This window comes from Tenacibaculum sp. (assembly GCF_048269885.1).
GTDB lineage: Bacteria > Bacteroidota > Bacteroidia > Flavobacteriales > Flavobacteriaceae > Polaribacter.
The window spans coordinates 1-20,342 of sequence record NZ_JBLWTZ010000007.1 but is presented as its reverse complement, the minus strand read 5'-3'; the positions used below and the strand labels follow the sequence as shown (position 1 = coordinate 20,342).

Genomic DNA, 20,342 nt, shown 5'->3' with positions numbered 1-20,342 from the left:
GCAAATACTATTTCAAAAAAATTAACAGAATATTGAGAGACTTCTTTTAGAAATTTTTGTCAAACAAAAAAATTAGTAGCTTTGTTTAACCTCAAATTTTTAGGCGTATGACTATTTTTATTCTTTCTGTTAGTGACCAAATTTATTCAACACAGAGAATATATAAAGAAGCTCGTCGTCGTGGACATAAAGTTGAAATTATAAACCATTTAAAATGTTCTATAAAACTTGGCGATGGTAAGCCTGCTATTCTATATCAGGGTAAAAATATTATTGATATTCCTGATGTTATTATTCCTCGAATAGGTGTTTCAGCCATGAAACACGGAGCTACAGTTGTAAAAGAATTTGAAATGAATGAAGTTTATAGTACTGCTAGTTATTTAGGTATTGTTAACGCACAAAACAAAGCTCGTACCTTACAAATAATGAGCCGAAATAGACTTCCCATTCCACAGACTGTTTTTTCAGTAGATACTGAAAATATAGCTGAGCAAATAGATGTATTAGGTGGTGCTCCTCTAATTATCAAATTACAAGAAGGAACCCACGGTTCTGGAGTAATTTTAGCTGAAAGTAAAAAATCTGCCATGTCTATTATTGACACCATGCACGGAACAAATACCAGTATTTTATTACAAGAATTTATCAAAGAAAGCAATAGTGAAGATATTCGTGCTTTTGTTGTAAACGGTAAAGTGGTGTCTTCTATGAAACGTAAAGGACTAGAGGAAGATTTTCGTTCTAATATTCATAAAGGTGGCAGTGGACACAAGGTTACTTTAACTGCTGAGGAAGAAGAAATAGCTATCAATGCAGCTCAACATCTAAACTTACCTATTGCTGGCGTTGATATGATACGATCAAAAAGAGGTCCCTTATTAATTGAAGTGAATTCTACTCCTGGATTACAAGGAATTGAAGCTTACACCAAGGATAATATTGCTAAGGCTATTATTAAATTTTTAGAAGAAAAATGTTCGAACAAAATTTTAAAAACGCAACTGTAGAAATTCGTGGACAAAAAATTGGTTTAGGTGAATCTAAATTAATTAAAATTCCAATTGATAGATTACCTACTGGTACACTGATAGAAATTCCTGTGTATATTTTTAATGGTGATCAATTAGGGCCAACTATTCTCCTACAAGGTGGTTTACATGGTGACGAAGTAAATAGTATTGAATTGGTTCGAAGAATGCTAATTGATAAATCATACCAAATACATCGAGGTTGTGTTATCGTAGTTCCTTTATTGAATGTCTTTGGTTTTTTAAATATGTCAAGAGACATGCACGGTAAAGACGTAAATAGAAGCTTTCCCGGTTCAAAAACGGGTTCTTTAGCAAGCAGAATGGCGTATTACTTAATGAAAGAGATTACAAATAATGTAGATTTTGCTATTGATTTCCATACAGGAGGAGAACAACGAAACAACTTTCCACAAATACGATATACTCCTGAAGATAAGATAGGATTCCAACTCGCCAACATTTTTAATGCACCCTTCTTATTTGGTTCTAAACTTATTCCAAAATCTTTTAGAAATCAATGTTATAAAAACAATATTCCTGTAATTGTATATGAAGGGGGAGAATCATTAAGACTAGAAGAAAAAGCTATTCAGCAAGGTATAAATGGAACACTTCGTATTTTAAAACACTTTAAAATGATCAACGAGAGGATTGAAGTTTCTGAAAACAGCCCCTCTATTCACATTAACCAAAGAAACTGGATTCGGGCCAAAGTTGCTGGGTTATTTACAGCAACTGTTCATAATGGTGCCAAGGTTGAAAAAGGACAAATTTTAGGCCATATTATGGACACCTATGGTGAAACAAACTTTGTCATAAAATCTCCTACAAGCGGTTATATTATTGCTAAAAACAACTTTCCTATTATTAATATGGGAGACGCTTTGTTTCATCTAGGGAAAATATAACACACTGATTTTATTTGTTTTATACATTAATTTTTACTTTCTTTAATTCCAATTAACTAATCAAAAATTATAAATTATGGAATTATTAATTAGCTTATTAAGTGGTGCCATTGGTGGTAACATTGCTGGGGCTTTGTTAAAAAAGTTTTCTCTAGGTACCCTATGGAATTCGGTGGTAGGAATTTTAGGAGGGGGGCTTGGTGCTCAATTACTAGGAATGTTAAATATTGATATTTCTGGTATTATTGGTAATATTGCTGGTAGTGGTGTTGGTGGAGCTGTTTTATTAGTTATTGTTGGTATTATAAAAAGTGCCATGGCTAAAAGTTAAACACATATTAAAACTTTAAAAAAAAGACGTCTAAATAAGGCGTCTTTTTTATTTATAGCCAAAGCCCAATAAAATAGCAGTACCTTTGTTGGCTCATAGTGGTATTTTCTTTAGATACTACTGAAGAATTATATATGACATTTACATCGTTAGGTTTATCAAAAGCTTTAGTGAAAGCTGTAACCGAAAAAGGGTATGAAACTCCCTCTCCTATTCAAGAAAAAGCAATTCCAGTTATTTTAGAAGGCAAAGACGTATTAGCTTCTGCACAAACCGGAACTGGAAAAACGGCCGGATTTACCTTGCCTATTTTACAGAATATCTCAGAAAAAAAGAATCCAAAATATCGTCCAATCAAAGCATTGGTACTAACACCAACAAGAGAGCTAGCGGCACAGGTATATGATAATGTACGCGAATACAGCACCCATTTAAACATTAAGTCCACCGCTATTTTTGGTGGTGTAAAACCAAGCTCTCAAATCGCAACACTTAAAAACGGAATTGATGTTTTGGTCGCTACGCCTGGTAGATTAATCGATTTACACGAACAAAATCAACTTTCTTTAAAACGTGTAGATGTTTTAGTTTTAGATGAAGCAGACAGAATGCTCGACATGGGTTTTTTACGAGATATTAAAAAAATCATCTCTTTTTTACCTCAAAAACGTCAAAATTTATTGTTTTCAGCTACTTTTTCAAAAGAAATAAAAAAATTAGCCCAAGGTATTTTACACAATCCTGTATTGGTTGAAGCAGCTCCTGAAAATACGACAGCTGAAAAAGTAAATCAGAAACTATACAAAGTTCCAAAAAGCAAGAAAACCGAATTAGTTGGTCAATTAATTTCAAAAGGAAATTGGAGTCAAGTCTTAATTTTTACTCGAACTAAACATGGTGCTAACAGGTTGACTGAAAAACTAGTTAAACGAGGAATTTCTGCAGCCGCTATTCACGGAAACAAAAGTCAAGGAGCAAGAACTAAAGCCTTAAAAGGTTTTAAAGACAACTCTATCCGTGTTTTGGTAGCTACTGATATTGCTGCACGTGGATTAGACATTCCATTGCTACCCCATGTTATTAATTTTGAACTCCCAAACGTTCCTGAAGATTATGTACACCGAATTGGTAGAACAGGAAGAGCCGGTGCCAGTGGGGAAGCGATTTCATTAGTAGCTCAAGAAGAGGAAGCATACTTAAAAAGTATTGAGAAGTTATTAGGACAAAAAATCACTATTTCCGAGTTAGAAGGGTTTGATTTATCTACTATAAAAAATGAAGTTAAAACTGAACGACCAAAGCAGCAACCTAGAAATAAACCTGCTAAAAAGTCGTTTAAAGCCTCTTCTGATCCAAAGAAAAAAACAAAAAAAAACTCAGCAGAAAACTCAAAAAAACATACCCCTAGAAAACGAAATAACCGTAACAGAAGGAATAACAACAAACCATCTTAAGAGTTAATAAAATAACATTTTATCTGTTTAATTATCAGTGTTTTTGACACTTTACTCACTAAGTGAAACAATATTTTGGTATAAATCTTGTTATAATTACTGTGTATTACAAAAACCAATAATTATGAAAAAACATGTTTTATTACTCGTTGCATTAGCAACTTTTTTTACCGCATTTGTTAGCTGTTCTAGTGACGATCCCCAAACGTCTCAAGTAGCAGTACGCTTGGTAGACGCTCCTGGAGATTACGATGAAGTAAACATCGACGTACAGGACGTTATGGTTAACGCTGGAGACGAAGAAAATGGTTGGCAAAGCCTTGGAAACGTTACTCCACAAGTATACAACCTACTTGAGTTAACTGGTGGAATTGACGCTTTATTAGTGGATACTGAAATCCCTGCTGGTAAAATTGGGCAAATTCGCTTAGTTTTAGGTAATAACAATTCTATTGTTGTAAATGGAGAAACGTATCCATTAGCAACCCCTAGTGCACAACAATCAGGATTAAAATTAAACGTACACCAAGATTTAGTAGGTGGTGTAAAGTACACGTTTATCTTAGATTTTATGGTTGATAAATCAATCGTAGTTGAAGGTACTGGTGACTACAGCTTAAAGCCAACTATTAGAGTAACTACTGAAGCGGCTTCTGGTGCTATTTCTGGAATGGTAAACCCATTTGAATATCAAGTAGAGGTTAGTGCTGTTTCTGGTACCGAAGAACCTATCACTGCGTTAACAAATGAAGAAGGTAAATTTATGTTACACGGAGTACCTGCTGGTACGTATAGCGTAACTTTTACTCCTGACGAAACTTCTGGATTAGCTGCTAAAACTGTTGAAGAAGTTTCTGTAGTATTAGGAGAAAATACAGATATGGGAACAGTTGAGTTAGAATAACTCACTTAACATAAATTATTACAAAGGATGCTGTAAAAAGCATCCTTTTTTATACTTTTAAGCTAAAATTTATTCCATAAATGGACGCTTCTAAAAAAGCTATTACACAGCGCATACAAAACATCATAAATGATGAAAACTTAAACACGTTAATTCCTGAAGTTATTGACTGTTTTAAAGAGCTCTCTTTATCCAAAAATGAATTTTTAGTAAAAAAAGGAGAAACTTGTCGGTATTTCTGTTTTGTAGAAAGTGGTATTTTACAATACGCTGTTAGCGTTTCTGGACAAGAAAAAACCACCTATTTAGCTTTAAGAAACGGATTCGCCTCTTCCTTAAAGAGTTTTTTACAACAAACTCCTTCGCCCAAAAACATAAAAGCATTAAGCGCTTGTAAACTTTGGGTATTAAAGATTAATGATTTTAAACACCTAATGAAAAACAACAAGGCCTTTCATCAATTTTATTACAACTTTATAGAAAATCAAATTTTTTTAATTGATGATTACCGTATTGATTTGTTGACTTTAACTCCCGAAGAACGTTATACTAAACTACTCGTAAACGAACCCAAACTACTTCAAGAAGTTCCGTTACATTATTTAGCTTCGTTTTTAGGGATTTCTACTCGACATATGAGCAGAATTCGAAAAAATATAAATTAGCGCCAAATGGCTAATATTTGCACAGTTTCTTTCCGTATTTTTGAGGGAATCTTATCAATTTAATTGAATCATTATGAAGTACGACGCAATAAACAGTCAATTATTTATAAAAAACCGCAAAAACTTTATGGCACAAATGAAGCCAAATAGTTTAGCTGTTTTTAACTCAAACGATATTTATCCTGTAAGTGCCGATAGCACGTTAGCTTTTGAACAACACCGTGATATTTTCTTTTTAAGTGGAGTTGATCAAGAAGAAAGTATCTTAATTTTATTCCCAGATTGTCCGAAAGAAAATTTACGTGAAGTACTATTTTTACGTGAAACTAATGAGCATATTGCTGTTTGGGAAGGTGAAAAACTAACCAAAGAAAAGGCTTTAGAAACTAGTGGGATTAAAAACGTACATTGGTTACAAGATTTAGAAAAAGTATTAGCTGAAATGATGGCTTTAGCTGATACTGTTTATATCAATACTAACGAACACTATCGAGCTAATGTTGAAACTGAAACTCGCGAAGCACGTTTTACTAAGTGGTTATTAAACAAATATCCTGCACATTCAGTAGCAAAAAGCAACCCTATTTTACAACGTTTACGTTCAGTAAAAGACCCAATTGAAATTGATTTAATTCAAACCGCTTGTAATATTACTGAAAAAGGATTTAGACGTGTATTAGATTTCGTAAAACCTGGTGTTTGGGAATATGAAATTGAAGCAGAATTTATTCACGAATTTGTTAGAAATCGTTCTAAGAAATTTGCTTATACACCTATTATTGCTTCTGGTAACAACGCAAACGTGTTACACTACATTGAAAATAACCAACAATGTAAAGCAGGTGATTTATTATTAATGGATGTTGGAGCTGAATACGCAAATTATTCTTCTGATATGACGCGTACCATACCTGTTTCTGGACGTTTTACTGACAGACAAAAAGCAGTGTACAACGCTGTAAACCGTGTAAAAGATGATGCTACAAAAATGTTAGTTCCTGGAACTCTTTGGGCTGAGTATCATGTAGAGGTTGGTAAATTAATGACTTCGGAACTATTAGGTTTAGGCTTATTAGACAAAGCAGATGTTCAAAACGAAGATCCAAATTGGCCAGCATACAAAAAATACTTTATGCATGGTACTTCTCACCATATGGGGCTAGATACACATGACTACGGATTATTACATGAGCCAATGCAAGCAAATCAAGTATTTACAGTAGAACCTGGTATTTATATTCCTGATGAAGGTTTTGGTATTCGTTTAGAGGATGATGTGGTTATTCAAGAAACAGGTGAGCCATTCAACTTAATGCGCAACATACCTATTGAAGCGGACGAAATAGAAGATATTATGAATACATAGTATCATTTCCCATACTTTTAAAACGTCATTAGTGTATTTCTTATAGAAACTCTAATGACGTTTTTCTTCTTAAGACAAGCCTTTTTACTGTCATTCCGAACGACAAAGGAGGAGGAATCGTTTTTTTTCAATTCCAAAGGTTAACTTTTTTTACTATTTTTAGTATTTAAAAATTGTTATTGTAATGACTTATTTAGGAATGATTGGAGTATGGCAACTTATCTTAATACTAGTTGTTGTACTACTAGGAATTTTACCAACAATTATTGCTCTTTTTGATATTTTAAAAAGTGAGTTTAAAGGAAACAATAAAATTGTTTGGGTTTTCGTTGTTTTATTAACCAACTTTTTTGGTGCTATTTTATATTTCCTAATTGGGAGAGAACAAAAAATAAAAAAGTAAACAAAAAACCCTTCACGATGAAAAACCTACTTTACATATTTGCTTTTACACTAATCTCATGTGCTTCTAGTCAAATAAAAAACATTGATAATTCCGATTTGGTCGGAACGTGGAATTGGACCAATACCGATGGTGGTTTTGGAAATCACATTCATAAAACCCCAGAGTCACTTGGTAAAAAAGTACAGCTTATCTTAGAAAAAAACTATCAGTTTTCAATTTTTGAGGATGGCGAAGAGATTTTAAAAGGTACCTATACTCTCACAATGAAAAAAGCGATTTATTCTAATAAAGAAGAACGATTCCTACAACTTTCTAAGGATCATCAAATTTCTGGAATTATACTCTCAGGAATCATTAGAATTGTAAAACCAAATACCTTAGAGATTTCTGATAATAATTACGATGGACTTGGAAGTATGTTTTCTCTTTCTGAATAAATGTCCTTTTAATCTTAATAAAGAACTAAACTTCTTTTGTTTATCAAAAAAAAAGAGCCCTGTATTAGAGCTCTTTTCAATTATTAATCAATTTTAAACACTACTTTACTGTTAAAGTGTATTGCGGTGTAGGATTCAACGGACAAAAATATACGTACTCTCCTTTTTTTAAGGTTACTTTTTTAGAGTTTGATTTGCTATTATTTTTCACTAAAGATGTTACATATGCATTTTTTATATGATACTTTTCTTCTGTTTTTCCTTTTGGTGCTAATACAAACCCTACATCATGTCCTACGTTCTTGTTTGAAATTTCAAAAACATAGGTTCCTTCTGGAAGGGTTAAGGATTGTTGAGTAAATTTTCCTTTTGTTTGTTCTAAAGAAATGGTTTTTGCCTTTTGTGCATTTGCTGTAAATGCAAATCCAACGAATAATACTAAAATAGCTACTGCTTTTTTCATTTTTATTGATTTTTATAGTTTTACTTGTATAGACGAATAGCTGTGCAACCTAAAACCCCGTAACTACACTCTGTTAATAAGGCTGCAAAAGCTATTCGTTTTTATGCTTTTTGTGTGAATTTTCCTGCTTCTACTTTTGGAAAATCAACTTCGGTTTCTGCAATATGGTTTACATAGTTTGTTAAGGTGTTAGCTACTACATTTAAAACGATTTCTAAAATATCTCCATCGTTATACCCTGCTGCTTTTACCTCAGCTATTTCTGCTGAACTAACATTTCCTTTGTTTTTTGTAACACGTTGTGCAAATTGTAAGCCTGCTTTGATTTTAGCATCAGAAGCTTCCGCTTGACGATTTTGTTCAATTTCTCTTTCTGACAAACCGTTGTTTTTTCCTATTGCTGTATGTGCTGATAAACAATAATTACATTTATTTTCTTCTGCAATAACTAAAGCTAATTGCTCTCTAAATTTGTTTGAAAAGTTTCCACTTCCGTTTAACTCTCCTAAGCTTAAATAGCTTTGTAAAAGTGCTGGTGAATTTCCCATTACTTTAATTAGGTTGGGAATAAATCCTAATTTGTTTTGAACTGCATCAAACAATTCTTTTGATTTTCCTGTTGTAGTTTTTGGATTCAACGTTTCAATTCTTGTACTCATAATTTTATTATTTTTAAAGTTGTTTTTAATTAATTTTTTTCGCAGTTACATACTTCTCTTTCTGAAAACTGCTCGTCGTATTCTTGATACCCCCAACAATTTGGGCATTGGTTAATTTCTGTTCTCATAATTTGTTGTTTTTAAATTCTGGTACAAAGATGCGACGGAAGTAGACCTTAAAAAATGGACAAAGGTTCTTAAAACTTGGACACACTATTTTCACTAACAGTTTTCTTACATAAAGCTGGCTTTTTTTTACATTTTGGTAAAATAAGGGTAACACAAAAGCATGCTTTCCTTAGTACTTTTAAACCGTCAGAAAGGTTGTTTGTATTAGTGTAACAAAAAACTTTATTAGTTGTGTAGTTTACCACGCGTTGCGTGGTTTTTTCTTTTACAAGCTATAGCTTCTTTTAAATTGTTTTGGCGATTGCCCGGTAGCTTTGGTAAAAAAGCGAGAAAAGTAGGCAGGATCATTAAACCCTAAATCAAAAGCAACTTCTTTAATAGAATCATCTGTGTACAGCAACAATCTTTTCGCTTCCGTAATAATTCTATTTTTAATAAAATCACTCGGTGTTTCTGTTCCTATTTTTTGAAGGTGTTTGGTTAATGATTTTGGCGATAAACCTAAGCGATAAGCATATCCTGTAACTCGGTGTATTTTTTTGAAGTTTTGTTCTACCAATAAACTAAAATCTTTAAAAAGCTTGGTTTCTATATTCTCTTTTACAATATCTTTTTCTTTTTTTATACGTACAGAATATACAATAAACTGTTTCAAAAGCGATTGTAGCATATCGTATTGGGCTGTTTCTTCCAATTCGAATTCTTCTATCAAATTTTGAAAAATAAAATCTAATTTTTGCGTTTCTTTTTCTGAAGGTACTACAAAAGAGGTTTCGTATATATTATTAAACAATACCCCGTTACATGACACCTCAGCATCGTGTGTTTGAATACAATAAAAATCTCTTGTAAAACTAAGTTGATAGGCTTCTTTAATTTTTTCTGAATCTACTGAAAATACTTGTCCTGGTGATAAAAAAAACAATACTCCATCTTCAAAAGAGTAACTTTTAAAATCGATGTTATACCTCCCTTTTCCTTCTTTTATCCAAAACACCTTGTATTGATCTATTTGCTGTGGTGAGTTTACCACACATAATTCTTCAAACTGAACTGTTTGTAACGAAAAAATATTTTGATAGGAATAGTTTTGAATATCTTGTACCGCCATTTATACATAGTTTTATCGTTTGTCGAAAAAAACAGGAAGAGCTGACAAGTTTTTAAAACTTAAAATTCGCTTTAAAACTCGAATAATTGATAATTCGGGTTTTAAAGCGAATTCCAATAAGCTTATTTAAGTCACTATTTTTAATGAGCTTCTATAACGGTATATTATTTAGTTTTCTATGAATAGCATCATTAATCATTTTACTAAACGTATACTTTACATCTTTTAAAAAAGGTTCAAGCTCTTCATAAGCGCCATACGGATCTAATATATATATCCGGATCTTCTTTATCCTCGTCTAAAAAAAAGATACTATATATACTATCTAGTCTATCAAAGACAAAATAAGGTCGATTCATTGTATATCCACAATTTTCTAAACTTTCTTCACAATCTTCTCTTAGTTCTTCAAAATCATTATCAACAACACCTGTTCCACTTCTTATACCAGCTAAAAATAAATATTCTCTAAATGCTAATGGAAACTTATCTCCTCTATTATAGTGAGACTCTAGTTCTTGAATTTTATCTTTCCCTAACCCTTCTATCTTAATTCTAGGATTTAAGCTTGGGTTGTCTTTTAATTTTTGTAAATATTTTAATTCCATATTAATTTATTAAAAAAACAGAAAACACCTCACAATCAAGTGAAGTGTTTCTCTTATACATTATGGTTTTGATTTCTTAAAAAGAAATATCGTTTTGAATTCTGTGAATTGCTTCATTAATTAATCCTGAAAAGGTACTTATAAAGCTGGGACGAACTAGAGGAAACTCTCCTTCTTTTTTTCCATAAGGGTCTAATATATAAATCTTAGGATCTTCATCCTCTTCACCTAAATAAAAAATGCTAGACTGTCCATCTAATCTATCAAAAACAAAATACGGACGTTCCATACTATACCCACAATACTCTAAGTCTTCTTCGCAATCTTCTCTTATTTCTTCCCAATCTTCATATTCATATACCATTCCTGTCGCCTCACTTTCTCCTCCAACTAATAAATACTCTTCAAAAGCTTTTGGAAACAATTTTCCTTTATTAAACTGACTTCTTAAATCCATAATCTTTCTTTCTTCAAGACCTTTTAAAGGTATTATTTTACTTAAACCTGGATTATCTTTTAAATGTTGCATATATTTTAATTCCATCGTATTTATTTCTTTAGATTTTCTTTATAAATTTTTTCATATTTTTTAATAAGTCCTTTAACCTCTGGATAAGTTCTTTTTAGTTTAGTAATTCCTTCTATGCTTATATCAGTTTTAACTAAAAATTTAATCTTCTTTCCTCTAGCCTCAAGAACTTGTTTTAAAAATATAAATTCAAAATAAAAACAGGTGCACTTTTTATTAGTACACCTGCGTTATTATATAAATCTATTTATTGGTATTTACCATATTCCTCTTTCAACAATATCATAAGCTTGTTCAATAGCTCCTTCAATCCCTTTACTAAAGGTATTCTTAGATTTTACTATTTTTTGTGTTTCAAAATTATTATTATGGTCATAATCTACAACATAAATGTATGGATCATCTCCTTCATCTAAATAGAAAAAAACAAATTGCTCACAACCATTACTTTCAGCATATAACCAAAAGGGCCTCTTAATTTTTGTTCCAAACTCCTCCATTGTTTCTTTCATTATTTCTTGATGCCAATCGGATGCTAGTGTTTCCAAATCTGCAGTATCATACAATGGTAAAGCTCCACAATAGTCTCCTGCTAAAAATAGAAATTCTCTATACGCTTGAGGAAACTTTATTTTAAATTTTTTTTCTACTTTGTCAATTTCTTCCTCTGAAACTCCTCTTATCTCTCTTACTCCTATTTTTTTATTTTCTACTAACTTTTTCAAATATTTTATATCCATAATTTATGCTTTTTAGATTATTCCTAATTTTTTTAAATCATTATTTCCTTGAACAAATTCTCCTTTCCCTAAATAAACTGCTCTAACATCTATGTCCTTAATATCATAAATTTCTTGACGAATAATAATCTGTTTTTTACAAGATATACACGGTTCATAAAGTGTATTTAATCTCATATTCGTTACCTGAATGTTTTCTTTTCCATATGTAACATGAAAAACAGACAAATCTTCATCAAACGTATCTAACATTTTTACTTCACTATCTTGAAAACGATTTTTTAAATCACCTGTTTGTTTGTCTATCGCTTGAAAATGACTGTTTAATTCGTTTTTGTCATTTAACTCCAATTGTCTAATTAGGTCTTCTTGGTTTGCCGACTTAACTAAACCTTCAGCTGATTGTCCTTTTCCTGCAATTGCTTTATACTTTAAAGTTACTTTTTTTCCCTGAACTAACAAATCTACTTCTAAAATAGCTGTATTTTTATTGAAAGCACTTTTCTTTAACTTTCTCAAATCTAATAATTCCTCTATCTCTAGTTTTAATAATGGCTTTGATAAAGCAATGTTATTCCATTTTTCGATAATAACTACATCAGAATTTAATTTCAATAAAACACTTTTATACTGTTTATAAAACACCTGTTTCAATCTTCTTAAAAATGCTTTTTCTGCTGCATGAGTTAATTTTGGTACTATTCCTAATACTTTTAACTCTTCTATGTATTGTCTATATACTGTAAATAATTCTTCATAAAATTTAAACTCTTCTAATTCACTAATCTTTTCATTTCGGACAAGGTCATCCAATGATTTAGTCAGTTTGGGATTTTCAACAAGTTCCTTAGCTGTTTTAGATAATTTATCTTTTAACAATGCAGTTACCTCACCTGCTAAAGACAACATTTCTAGGTAAAATAGGTATTTGGTTATGGTTTTTCCTAATTCGGTATCATCTAGTTCTGTAAGTTTTAATAAGGTATTTACCGTACCTGAACTTACTTCTATAACACCCGCAACTGCTTTTGCTGTAGCTATAGTTTTAGTTACCTGTGCTGTTTTATACAATAAGGTTTTTCCATTTTTTAACAACCTATAAATACGTCCTGCTTTTAAAATATTTCCTACACCAGATACCGTGGTTACTATATCTACTGCATATTCTGCCCCTTTAATTATATTTTGCCAATAAGCAACTTCTTGGTTTGCAAAAAGCATAAATGATGGAATCTTAGTAAACAATAGGTTTTCTTTTTCATCATCTTCTTTTACAAAAAATTTTGGATTATGACTATTTACCAATACAATAGGTGAAAAAGGATGGTGTTGGTATTGGTGTTTCTCTTGTTTTTCTACCAATATTTTTTGCTCTCCATCTTCTCGCTCTATTGTTTTTTCTTCATATTCCCCCGTTTTTAGAGTAACTGAAATATCTAATTGGGTTTGCTTTCCGTCCCATTTTATGGTTGAGTTATCTTTTAAAAACCCTAAGGTACTATCTGAACGATAATCTATTAAAACAGGACTTTTATCGGTTATAGTTACCTCTTTGTTTTCTGCTGGGTCTATAATAGCAAAGGCACTACTTTTCCATATTTTCCAAATAAAATTAATGTAGGTTTTAAATTGTTCTCCATTTAATCCTTTAATGAGTTTATATAATGATATTTCATTCTCTACTTTTCTGTTAAGTAAGTTTTTAATAAACAGGGTGTTTCTTTCTATACTACCTACATTTTTCTCTTCTAACACCTTGCTACCATCTATGGTGTTTTCTTTACGCTTGTGTGTGTATCTAAAATAGAGTATTCGTAGGGTTTTGATAATTAAATCTTCTTCGTTAATCCCCACATTAGTTATATAACCTTTGGCTAAAGTTTCTATAATAACCCAAAGAGATTCCCACTCGAAATCATAATATAAAGGTTGTGGCAAATGGTATACCAAGGCTTCTTTTTTATTATTGTTTCCTCCGTTGTTAAACTCCTTTGCTACTCGGCTTGTTAATGTGGTTAAAAAGAGATAGCGGTATTTAGATTGATAATCGGTATACTCATTAAAACTGTTAAAAATAGTGTTGTTTAAAAAACTTAATACGGCTGTAATACTCTTAAAATATATGCGTAAGGCTATAAATTGATGGTCTTCTTCGGCAAGTGGAATGGTTCTAATCTCAGCACTATCTTTTTTGTAATAATACGATAAGCAATATCCTTTTCTTTCTTCAAAAGTTTTGCTAAGTATTGGAAATCGATGTATTAAATCACTTTTTATATTTGGAACTACAGTTATATTTTCCTTTACAGAAGCTCCATATACCGAGGTATACGGATAATTGAGTACAGGATATGATTCTACATACGAAAAAGTACTTGCTTGGTATGCTATATAATCGTTTAGGTTACTTAAGGTAGTCACTTCTACCGAAGCGACTAATTCATCTTTCTCATTGATATAAAAGCTGTAGCCTCCTCTATAAATTTCACCTGGAATGGTTAACTCAATAAGGTTATCTAAGTTTTGTTCTTGGTATATTTCAAATTTAGATTCATACGAAATCGGGAGATAGTAATATTCTCCTTCATTTAAAAATCTTTTATAGGTTCTATTATGAGCATCTATAAAAAGAGGTTGTGGAATTTCTTTTTCTACATATTGCGCTCCAAAATCTCTAAAAGGTAGTACTTCTTCAGGAAAAGCACCATCGTGTGTAATTTTTTTAATAATTACTTCTTGCGTACTGGTATTTCCATGGTCAATTTCCCCCAAATATTGGAGTAAATCGTCTATGCTTATTATTTTTTTCATCTGCTGCTTCTTTTTTAATCAAACAATCGGTATCCTATGCCCACATTATGGGTGGGTTGATTGAGTTGGTTGATATTTAATCGGTAACTAGCAAACCATTTTCCTTTTCGGTTGTATTGCAGTCCGAAACTGAGGTTGTCAAAGGTTTGTGGGTTTCCTCCTATTTCGGTAAAGAGATACAAGCCACTTCTATAGGTTTTTGGATGCTCAATCGTTTTGGTAATGGTTATTTCTCGGGGTATTTTGAGCTTGTACGATAACTGACTATCTAACAATGTTCCTTTTACCAAATCGTAGTTATAAATTTCTATATCGGTATTTTTTAACGTATCCCGATATATTTTTGCTGCTACATAATTGGTGGTATCTTTTATAAAAATGGTGTCTTTTACAATATTGGTTACATCATTTTTATGTACATACACTTTTTGATATTTAATGGTTTGTACTTTAAACGTGTCTATTTTGGTTTGCCAAACCGTGTCTTTTACTACGGTTATTTTAGGTGCTTGAGGTGCTACTTTTTGGTTTCTTTTGTTAAAAAGATTGACAAATAACAGCACTATAATAACACCCAATAGCAACCTATCGGTTTTATGTTTAAAAAAATTCATGCTTTTTTGTTTTAGGGTTTATACCATTTACAACTTGAAATTATAACTGGTATTAGAAAAATGTTTGTCAGTTCAAAGAAGAGGTAGAGTTTTTGAGAAGTTAGGTTTCGACTGCACTCAACCTGCCCATACGTATACTTTTTCGAAATGACACAGAACACTAAAAATTACTTGAAAAAAGAACCACTAAAAACGAATGTTAGTGGTTAAACTTTTTTAGATTATAGGGTGTATACGTCCGTTATATACGTTCCGCTCACATCTATTCTGCTTGCTCCAGAAAATTCAACATTTGAAAAAGCTGAATCTGAATCTAATATATAAAAGAGAATGCGACTATTTTGAATTGAAGGATGGAGCGCATTTATTTCAGCCAGTGTTTTGTTATGTCCTCTAAATTGCGACATCGACAAAGAACCTCCAGAACCAGAAGCTAATGGAAAAGGCAATCCTTCTATACTCAAAGCAGCAGAGGGAGTTCCTACAGTACTTATTGAAGTAAATCGTATTTGTATTGTGACTGAATTACCAATTCTAGCATATGAACCTAAAACTCCAGTTGCTGAATATGTAGCTCCACTACCAGTATCTACCAATGTAGGAATAAAAGCACCCTCCTCATAAAAATTCGCTTTTTGTAAACCTGCATTGGTGGCATTGGCTAGAGGAATTACTGCATCTGTTCCTGTACTAGAGGCTACCGTTCTAGTGGCTGTATCGTATGATAAATCGGTAGCTCCTCCGCTACCTCCAGTAGCATTAATTATGGGTTGTAATGGATCTGTGTTATCAATGGTGATATTTGTTCCTGCCTGATACTGCGGAATCTCTTCTGCCACGGCTACAGTTCCTGATTTATGAGGAAAATTTAGCACTTTAAATCCTGTACCTCCATTAATTACCTCATCTGAAGGGTATTTCAATACAAATGCTTTGGTGTTTGTGCTTGTGGCTATTTTTAATGAACTTTCTTTATAAGATGTTAATATTTTGTTTTCCTGATCTAAAATATCTAGACTTTGTGGTAAAATAAATGCTTTCTTATTTGGTGAATCTGCCGTAAAAGCAATATTTCCAGAATCTGGTTTCGTAACCACAATATCGTGCGTGGTAACTTTACCATTATCCGTAACCATTTGTAAATTTGGGTTATCTTTCAAATTACTCAAATCTACTGTAAAAGTAGAGTTATCATCTCGTGTAAAGGTTGCTAATCCATTAGCATCAACTGTTCCTGAAACCAGTCGCGCTAAGTTTGTATTATCTAAATACGGTGTTAAGTCAATTTGTGAAACGCTTACTCCGTCTTTTAATAAATCAACCATATTGGTTCCAGAAATTGGTGATAAGGTATATTCAGGTATTGGTTGCTCAGTAGCAACACTTACCTCTCCTGTTTCATCAATGACAAATCTGCGATTCGCTTCTCCTTCCGGTTGTTTGGCGTCGATATAACTATCAATTAAATCGGCATATTGTTGTTGTGTAGGCTTGTCGCCTGTTTCAAAAAATTGCCTTAAGGTTTCTTTGTTTTGTTTCATTTTTGTTCTTTTTTATCGTTTTTAAATTGGTTTTGATAAAAAAGAGCCGCTAAAAACTATTTTTGTTAGGGGCTAAACTTTTGTTTTTTTTTAAATTTATACATTAATTATAGGGACTCTCCCTTCTAGAGCAATAATATAGTTAATTGCTAAATAAGGTTGTAAATTTGAAAATGGTTTTCCATCTCCTCTTTCATCAACATTTACAACAATATCATTTTCAGCCATTTCAATATTAGCAGTAGAAGTAGTAAAATTATTTGCTTCTACGGTGTTTGTCCTATCTAATGTTACTTTTCCTATAGCTAAAGAATTACCTTCTGGATTATTTGTTGTACCATCTGTATTAGACGCCTTTAAAGTTCCTGAAGCTGAATGATTATGTCGAGGTAATTCTTCTTCTGTTAAAATATTTTTTTCTTCTCCTCCTTTTTGACCTAATAAATAGCTTGATAATTCTAAATTACTTCCTTCTCCCAATGGTATTCTTCCCCTTAGGTCTGGTAAAGCAAAAGTTGATACCCCATCTCCTCCATAAATAATCCCTATCAAATTAAACAACTCTTGGTACTCTTCTATTTTGAGTAATTGCCCATCACATTTTGCCCAACCTTTTGGTACCATACTAAACCCTACAACTTTAATTTCACCTAATAAAGGAGTATTCATTGTATCAATTAAATCGGCATATTGTTGTTGTGTTGGCTTATCGCCTGTTTCAAAAAATTGCTTTAAGGTTTCTTTGTTTTGTTTCATTTTTGTTCTTTTTTATCGTTTTTAATTTTTTTTGATAAAAAAGAGCCGCTAAAAACTGTTTTTGTTAGTGGCTAGACTTTGTTTTTATTTTAAATATTAATTTCTATTTTTTTACTTCTAACCCTCTGTTTGTCTTGATGTATATGAGAAACTTATATACAACGTTTCATTATTCCAGACTTTATCTTTTAATTTTACTCTTGCAAAAACTGGCTGAATAAAACATCCGTAATTTTCATAAGTATCTATATTATAAACTATCCCAGAAGCTCCCACACCTACTGGAAACCCTATACCATTTAAAGTTATATATACCTCTTCATAAGTAGCTTGCCCATCGGATGTTACACCTGATAGTCTTATATCAACAAAAACACGATCTCCAATAGTATAATACTCACCTTTTACTTGTTGTACTGAAAACGAAGATCCTGTAGCAAAAAAACTAGGTGTAAATACACCTTCAGTAATATTAACTCTAGGAGCTGCATTAATCACTGGTTGTAAAGGATCTGTTCCATCAATCATAATATTAGTTCCTGCTTGGTAAGTTGGCACTTGCTGTTCAGAAGCCACACTTACCTCTCCTGTTTCATCAATGACAAATCTGCGATTCGCTTCTCCTTCGGGTTGTTTGGCGTCGATATAGCTATCAATTAAATCGGAATACTGCTCTTGAGTAGGTTTATCGCCTGTTTCAAAAAATTGCTTTAAGGTTTCTTTGTTTTGTTTCATTTTTGTTCTTTTTTATCGTTTTTAAATTGTTTTTGATAAAAAAGAGTCGCTAAAAAGAGTGTTAGCGACTAAACTTTTTCTTTGTCGTTGTTTTTTTGTTTTTCGGTTGTTTGCTCTAAGGTACTTTGCATACCCGCTTGTTTTAACAAACTGTGCAATGCTTTAAAGGGGTTTACTCCATAAATTTTGTTGTAGTTTTCTAAAATTGACTTAGTTTCGGTAATAGCTATAAATCCTGCTATTATTTTTAAAAAAGGAACTTCATTTACAATGTGTTTTTCTAAAAAATAAGCTGATATTATTACCAAGTTATAAATAACAAACTTAGAAATGGTATGTCCAATTCGTTCGCTTTTTATAGGTATTTGTAATTTTAAAGAGGCATAGGCTCCTGTAATAAAATCAACTACGATTAGTAACATCATGGTAGTTAACACTCCATTTAAAGGCGACAATAAAGCAAGCAACCAAAAAATGAAATGCGAAAATTTATCCATTCTTTTTTAGTTTTCTAAAGTCTAATACCCTGTTTTTAGGATATGCTTTAATACTTACACTATTTCCTTGATTACCTCCTAATAGATATACATATCGTTTGGTTTCTTTAATTAAGAACCCAACATGTCCTTTCCAGCTATTAGGGTTTTCTCTCCATAAAACTACCACATCTCCTGGTTCTGGATTTGTAGTAGAATCTCCTACCGACAACCAACTGCGCGCTGTTAGCTGGTTTGTGTGTTCATAACCTGCTTTTTTGGCTACCCAATTTGCAAAGGCACTACACCAAGCGGTTTCATCTTTAAATTTTCCTCCATCAAAACCTAATGAAGTAAAATAGTTTATAATTTGAGGATGATCTTTTGAGCCTTTCACCTCTTTGACTCCGTATTGCGATAACGCTACTGATATTAAATTATTCATACAAATGTTTAATTTTTTAAAGCGCTTGCAGACAAAACTTGTAAGTTGTTGATTCTTTTTCTTTTTTCTAGACCTGAAAGGGGTTAATCATAACTTTTTTTCGTTTCTGCTTACATTAAAGATTAATAAATAACAATGAACTGTTAGAAAAGCAAGACAAATATAAAACATATTACAATTAAAAACAAAACAAATTACAAATATTTTGCATTATGTTTTAACTTAGAGATATTCTTGAAAATTCCCTATAATTTTTTACATAAAAAAACCGCCTAAAATTTTAGGCGGTTTTTAACATTTTGACTTCTAATTATTTTTCCCAAGGATAATTTGTAGGTCTATCATCTGTCAACAAACCATATTCTTCATTTTCCATAAATTTTTTAAAGTTCATCAAATGATTGAAAATCTCCTTGTTTGAAAACCTAATTTCTCTAGGATTCGGGGAGTTATCCATCACTTCTTTAAAATTGTACTCAGAATTATCTTGAGCCCATTCTAAAACATTGAAAATAAGTTTTCTTTTACTTAAATCGTAACCTCTTTTTAAATATTTAGATAAGTTACCATCAAAAATCATATCATCAACACTACTTACATTGTATAGTGGCCACATTGGAACCATTAGTAAATTTATATCCTTCATATTATATTATTTTATTAAATTATATCTTTCTCTAAAACATCTATATTAACCCCTTTTGTTTTCAAATACTCTAAAAATTGATTAATATGCCTTTGTTTAGCTTGATAGTGCCCAGTAGAATTACTAAAACCTACAAGAAAACCGCTAATAACATTTAATTCACCGGCCATAGCTACTGGTTCTCCTCCCAAAAAGCTTGAATGATGAAACTCTCCAACCCAATAGTCCGTAGACGCATAAATTTTACCATGCTCATCCATCACAAAAATGGCCTTACCATTATTATAATGGTTCGCAGAGCCTGCTGAATCAAAAAGCTCACCTTTAGAATTAAAAACTTTTCCATTTTCTATCCTAACCTCCAATACTTCTCTTTGTTTTTTATTCAAATATTTAACCGAATTAAACTCTGCTTTTTTTCTTGTATAAGGATGAACCCCAATATCTTCTCCTAAATACTTTCTTAACATAGGTTTTAATTTAAAACCACTTATTCTAGATTTATTAGCTATCTCTATTAATTCATCCAAATATTCAAGAATACTTTCCTTTGGATATTTGTTAGTATCCCCTA

At 31.8% G+C, this 20,342-nt stretch carries 24 protein-coding genes; 9 read left to right on the top strand and 15 right to left on the bottom strand.

The features are described from left to right. The first annotated feature begins 107 nt into the window (after positions 1–107). The 9 genes from ACN0WY_RS06845 to ACN0WY_RS06805 all read left to right on the top strand — a co-directional run bounded on the left by ACN0WY_RS06845 (position 108) and on the right by ACN0WY_RS06805 (position 7,505). On the top strand, positions 108–1,010 hold the full coding sequence (locus ACN0WY_RS06845) for a RimK family alpha-L-glutamate ligase (protein ID WP_417799903.1): 903 nt from the start codon (positions 108–110) through the stop codon (positions 1,008–1,010). Next, entirely contained in the window at positions 977–1,942 is a 966-nt protein-coding gene (locus tag ACN0WY_RS06840; RefSeq protein WP_330487783.1) for a succinylglutamate desuccinylase/aspartoacylase family protein, read from the top strand. Before ACN0WY_RS06845 ends, ACN0WY_RS06840 begins: the two co-directional genes overlap by 34 nt. Positions 1,943–2,018: 76 nt before the next feature. Then, positions 2,019–2,273: a hypothetical protein gene (locus ACN0WY_RS06835; RefSeq protein ID WP_330487782.1), complete on the top strand. Its 255-nt coding sequence runs from the start codon at positions 2,019–2,021 to the stop codon at positions 2,271–2,273. A gap of 134 nt (positions 2,274–2,407) precedes the next feature. After that, entirely contained in the window at positions 2,408–3,727 is a 1,320-nt protein-coding gene (locus ACN0WY_RS06830) for a DEAD/DEAH box helicase (RefSeq protein ID WP_417799902.1), read from the top strand. A gap of 124 nt (positions 3,728–3,851) precedes the next feature. Then, positions 3,852–4,631 carry a DUF4382 domain-containing protein gene (locus tag ACN0WY_RS06825; RefSeq protein ID WP_417799901.1) on the top strand — a complete coding sequence of 260 codons (780 nt, stop codon included), beginning with the start codon at positions 3,852–3,854 and terminating at the stop codon, positions 4,629–4,631. 80 nt (positions 4,632–4,711) lie between these two features. After that, on the top strand, positions 4,712–5,296 hold the full coding sequence (locus ACN0WY_RS06820) for a Crp/Fnr family transcriptional regulator (protein ID WP_417799900.1): 585 nt from the start codon (positions 4,712–4,714) through the stop codon (positions 5,294–5,296). A gap of 73 nt (positions 5,297–5,369) precedes the next feature. After that, positions 5,370–6,662 carry an aminopeptidase P family protein gene (locus tag ACN0WY_RS06815; protein WP_417799899.1) on the top strand — a complete coding sequence of 431 codons (1,293 nt, stop codon included), beginning with the start codon at positions 5,370–5,372 and terminating at the stop codon, positions 6,660–6,662. Between the two features lie 184 nt (positions 6,663–6,846). Further along, positions 6,847–7,065 (top strand): PLD nuclease N-terminal domain-containing protein, encoded by a 219-nt coding sequence (locus tag ACN0WY_RS06810; RefSeq protein ID WP_417799898.1) that lies wholly within the window; start codon positions 6,847–6,849, stop codon positions 7,063–7,065. Positions 7,066–7,082: 17 nt separating this feature from the next. Continuing rightward, on the top strand, positions 7,083–7,505 hold the full coding sequence (locus ACN0WY_RS06805) for a hypothetical protein (protein ID WP_417799897.1): 423 nt from the start codon (positions 7,083–7,085) through the stop codon (positions 7,503–7,505). Positions 7,506–7,605: 100 nt separating this feature from the next. Here the strand turns inward: ACN0WY_RS06805 and ACN0WY_RS06800 are convergent, their stop codons facing one another. From ACN0WY_RS06800 to ACN0WY_RS06730, 15 genes are all read right to left on the bottom strand, one after another. After that, positions 7,606–7,968 carry a cupredoxin domain-containing protein gene (locus tag ACN0WY_RS06800; RefSeq protein ID WP_417799896.1) on the bottom strand — a complete coding sequence of 121 codons (363 nt, stop codon included), beginning with the start codon at positions 7,966–7,968 and terminating at the stop codon, positions 7,606–7,608. 101 nt (positions 7,969–8,069) lie between these two features. Then, positions 8,070–8,627, bottom strand: coding sequence for a carboxymuconolactone decarboxylase family protein (locus tag ACN0WY_RS06795; protein ID WP_330487774.1), 558 nt, complete (start codon positions 8,625–8,627; stop codon positions 8,070–8,072). 394 nt (positions 8,628–9,021) lie between these two features. Next, positions 9,022–9,867 (bottom strand): helix-turn-helix domain-containing protein, encoded by an 846-nt coding sequence (locus ACN0WY_RS06790; RefSeq protein ID WP_417799895.1) that lies wholly within the window; start codon positions 9,865–9,867, stop codon positions 9,022–9,024. A gap of 245 nt (positions 9,868–10,112) precedes the next feature. Further along, entirely contained in the window at positions 10,113–10,475 is a 363-nt protein-coding gene (locus ACN0WY_RS06785) for a hypothetical protein (protein WP_417799894.1), read from the bottom strand. A gap of 76 nt (positions 10,476–10,551) precedes the next feature. After that, on the bottom strand, positions 10,552–11,019 hold the full coding sequence (locus ACN0WY_RS06780; RefSeq protein ID WP_417799893.1) for a hypothetical protein: 468 nt from the start codon (positions 11,017–11,019) through the stop codon (positions 10,552–10,554). Positions 11,020–11,261: 242 nt separating this feature from the next. Further along, entirely contained in the window at positions 11,262–11,744 is a 483-nt protein-coding gene (locus ACN0WY_RS06775) for an SMI1/KNR4 family protein (protein ID WP_173360496.1), read from the bottom strand. 12 nt (positions 11,745–11,756) lie between these two features. After that, positions 11,757–14,555 (bottom strand): hypothetical protein, encoded by a 2,799-nt coding sequence (locus ACN0WY_RS06770; protein ID WP_417799892.1) that lies wholly within the window; start codon positions 14,553–14,555, stop codon positions 11,757–11,759. Between the two features lie 14 nt (positions 14,556–14,569). Further along, positions 14,570–15,169, bottom strand: coding sequence for a hypothetical protein (locus ACN0WY_RS06765; protein ID WP_417799891.1), 600 nt, complete (start codon positions 15,167–15,169; stop codon positions 14,570–14,572). Between the two features lie 221 nt (positions 15,170–15,390). Then, positions 15,391–16,710 carry a hypothetical protein gene (locus ACN0WY_RS06760; RefSeq protein ID WP_417799890.1) on the bottom strand — a complete coding sequence of 440 codons (1,320 nt, stop codon included), beginning with the start codon at positions 16,708–16,710 and terminating at the stop codon, positions 15,391–15,393. A 96-nt stretch (positions 16,711–16,806) separates the two neighbouring features. Continuing rightward, complete coding sequence (locus ACN0WY_RS06755) at positions 16,807–17,466, bottom strand: phage tail protein (protein ID WP_417799889.1); 660 nt, start codon at positions 17,464–17,466, stop codon at positions 16,807–16,809. Between the two features lie 117 nt (positions 17,467–17,583). Continuing rightward, positions 17,584–18,201, bottom strand: a complete 618-nt coding sequence (locus tag ACN0WY_RS06750; protein ID WP_417799888.1) for a hypothetical protein — start codon at positions 18,199–18,201, stop codon at positions 17,584–17,586. A gap of 68 nt (positions 18,202–18,269) precedes the next feature. Next, a complete protein-coding gene (locus ACN0WY_RS06745) occupies positions 18,270–18,698 on the bottom strand; it encodes a phage holin family protein (RefSeq protein ID WP_125066381.1) in 429 nt (142 codons plus the stop codon). After that, positions 18,691–19,122, bottom strand: a complete 432-nt coding sequence (locus ACN0WY_RS06740) for a TIGR02594 family protein (protein WP_253679212.1) — start codon at positions 19,120–19,122, stop codon at positions 18,691–18,693. Before ACN0WY_RS06740 ends, ACN0WY_RS06745 begins: the two co-directional genes overlap by 8 nt. 310 nt (positions 19,123–19,432) lie before the next feature. Beyond that, positions 19,433–19,768 (bottom strand): hypothetical protein, encoded by a 336-nt coding sequence (locus tag ACN0WY_RS06735; RefSeq protein ID WP_417799887.1) that lies wholly within the window; start codon positions 19,766–19,768, stop codon positions 19,433–19,435. A 14-nt stretch (positions 19,769–19,782) separates the two neighbouring features. Continuing rightward, positions 19,783–20,342 (bottom strand): hypothetical protein (locus tag ACN0WY_RS06730; protein ID WP_417799886.1); only part of this gene is annotated, 560 nt, incomplete at its 5' end.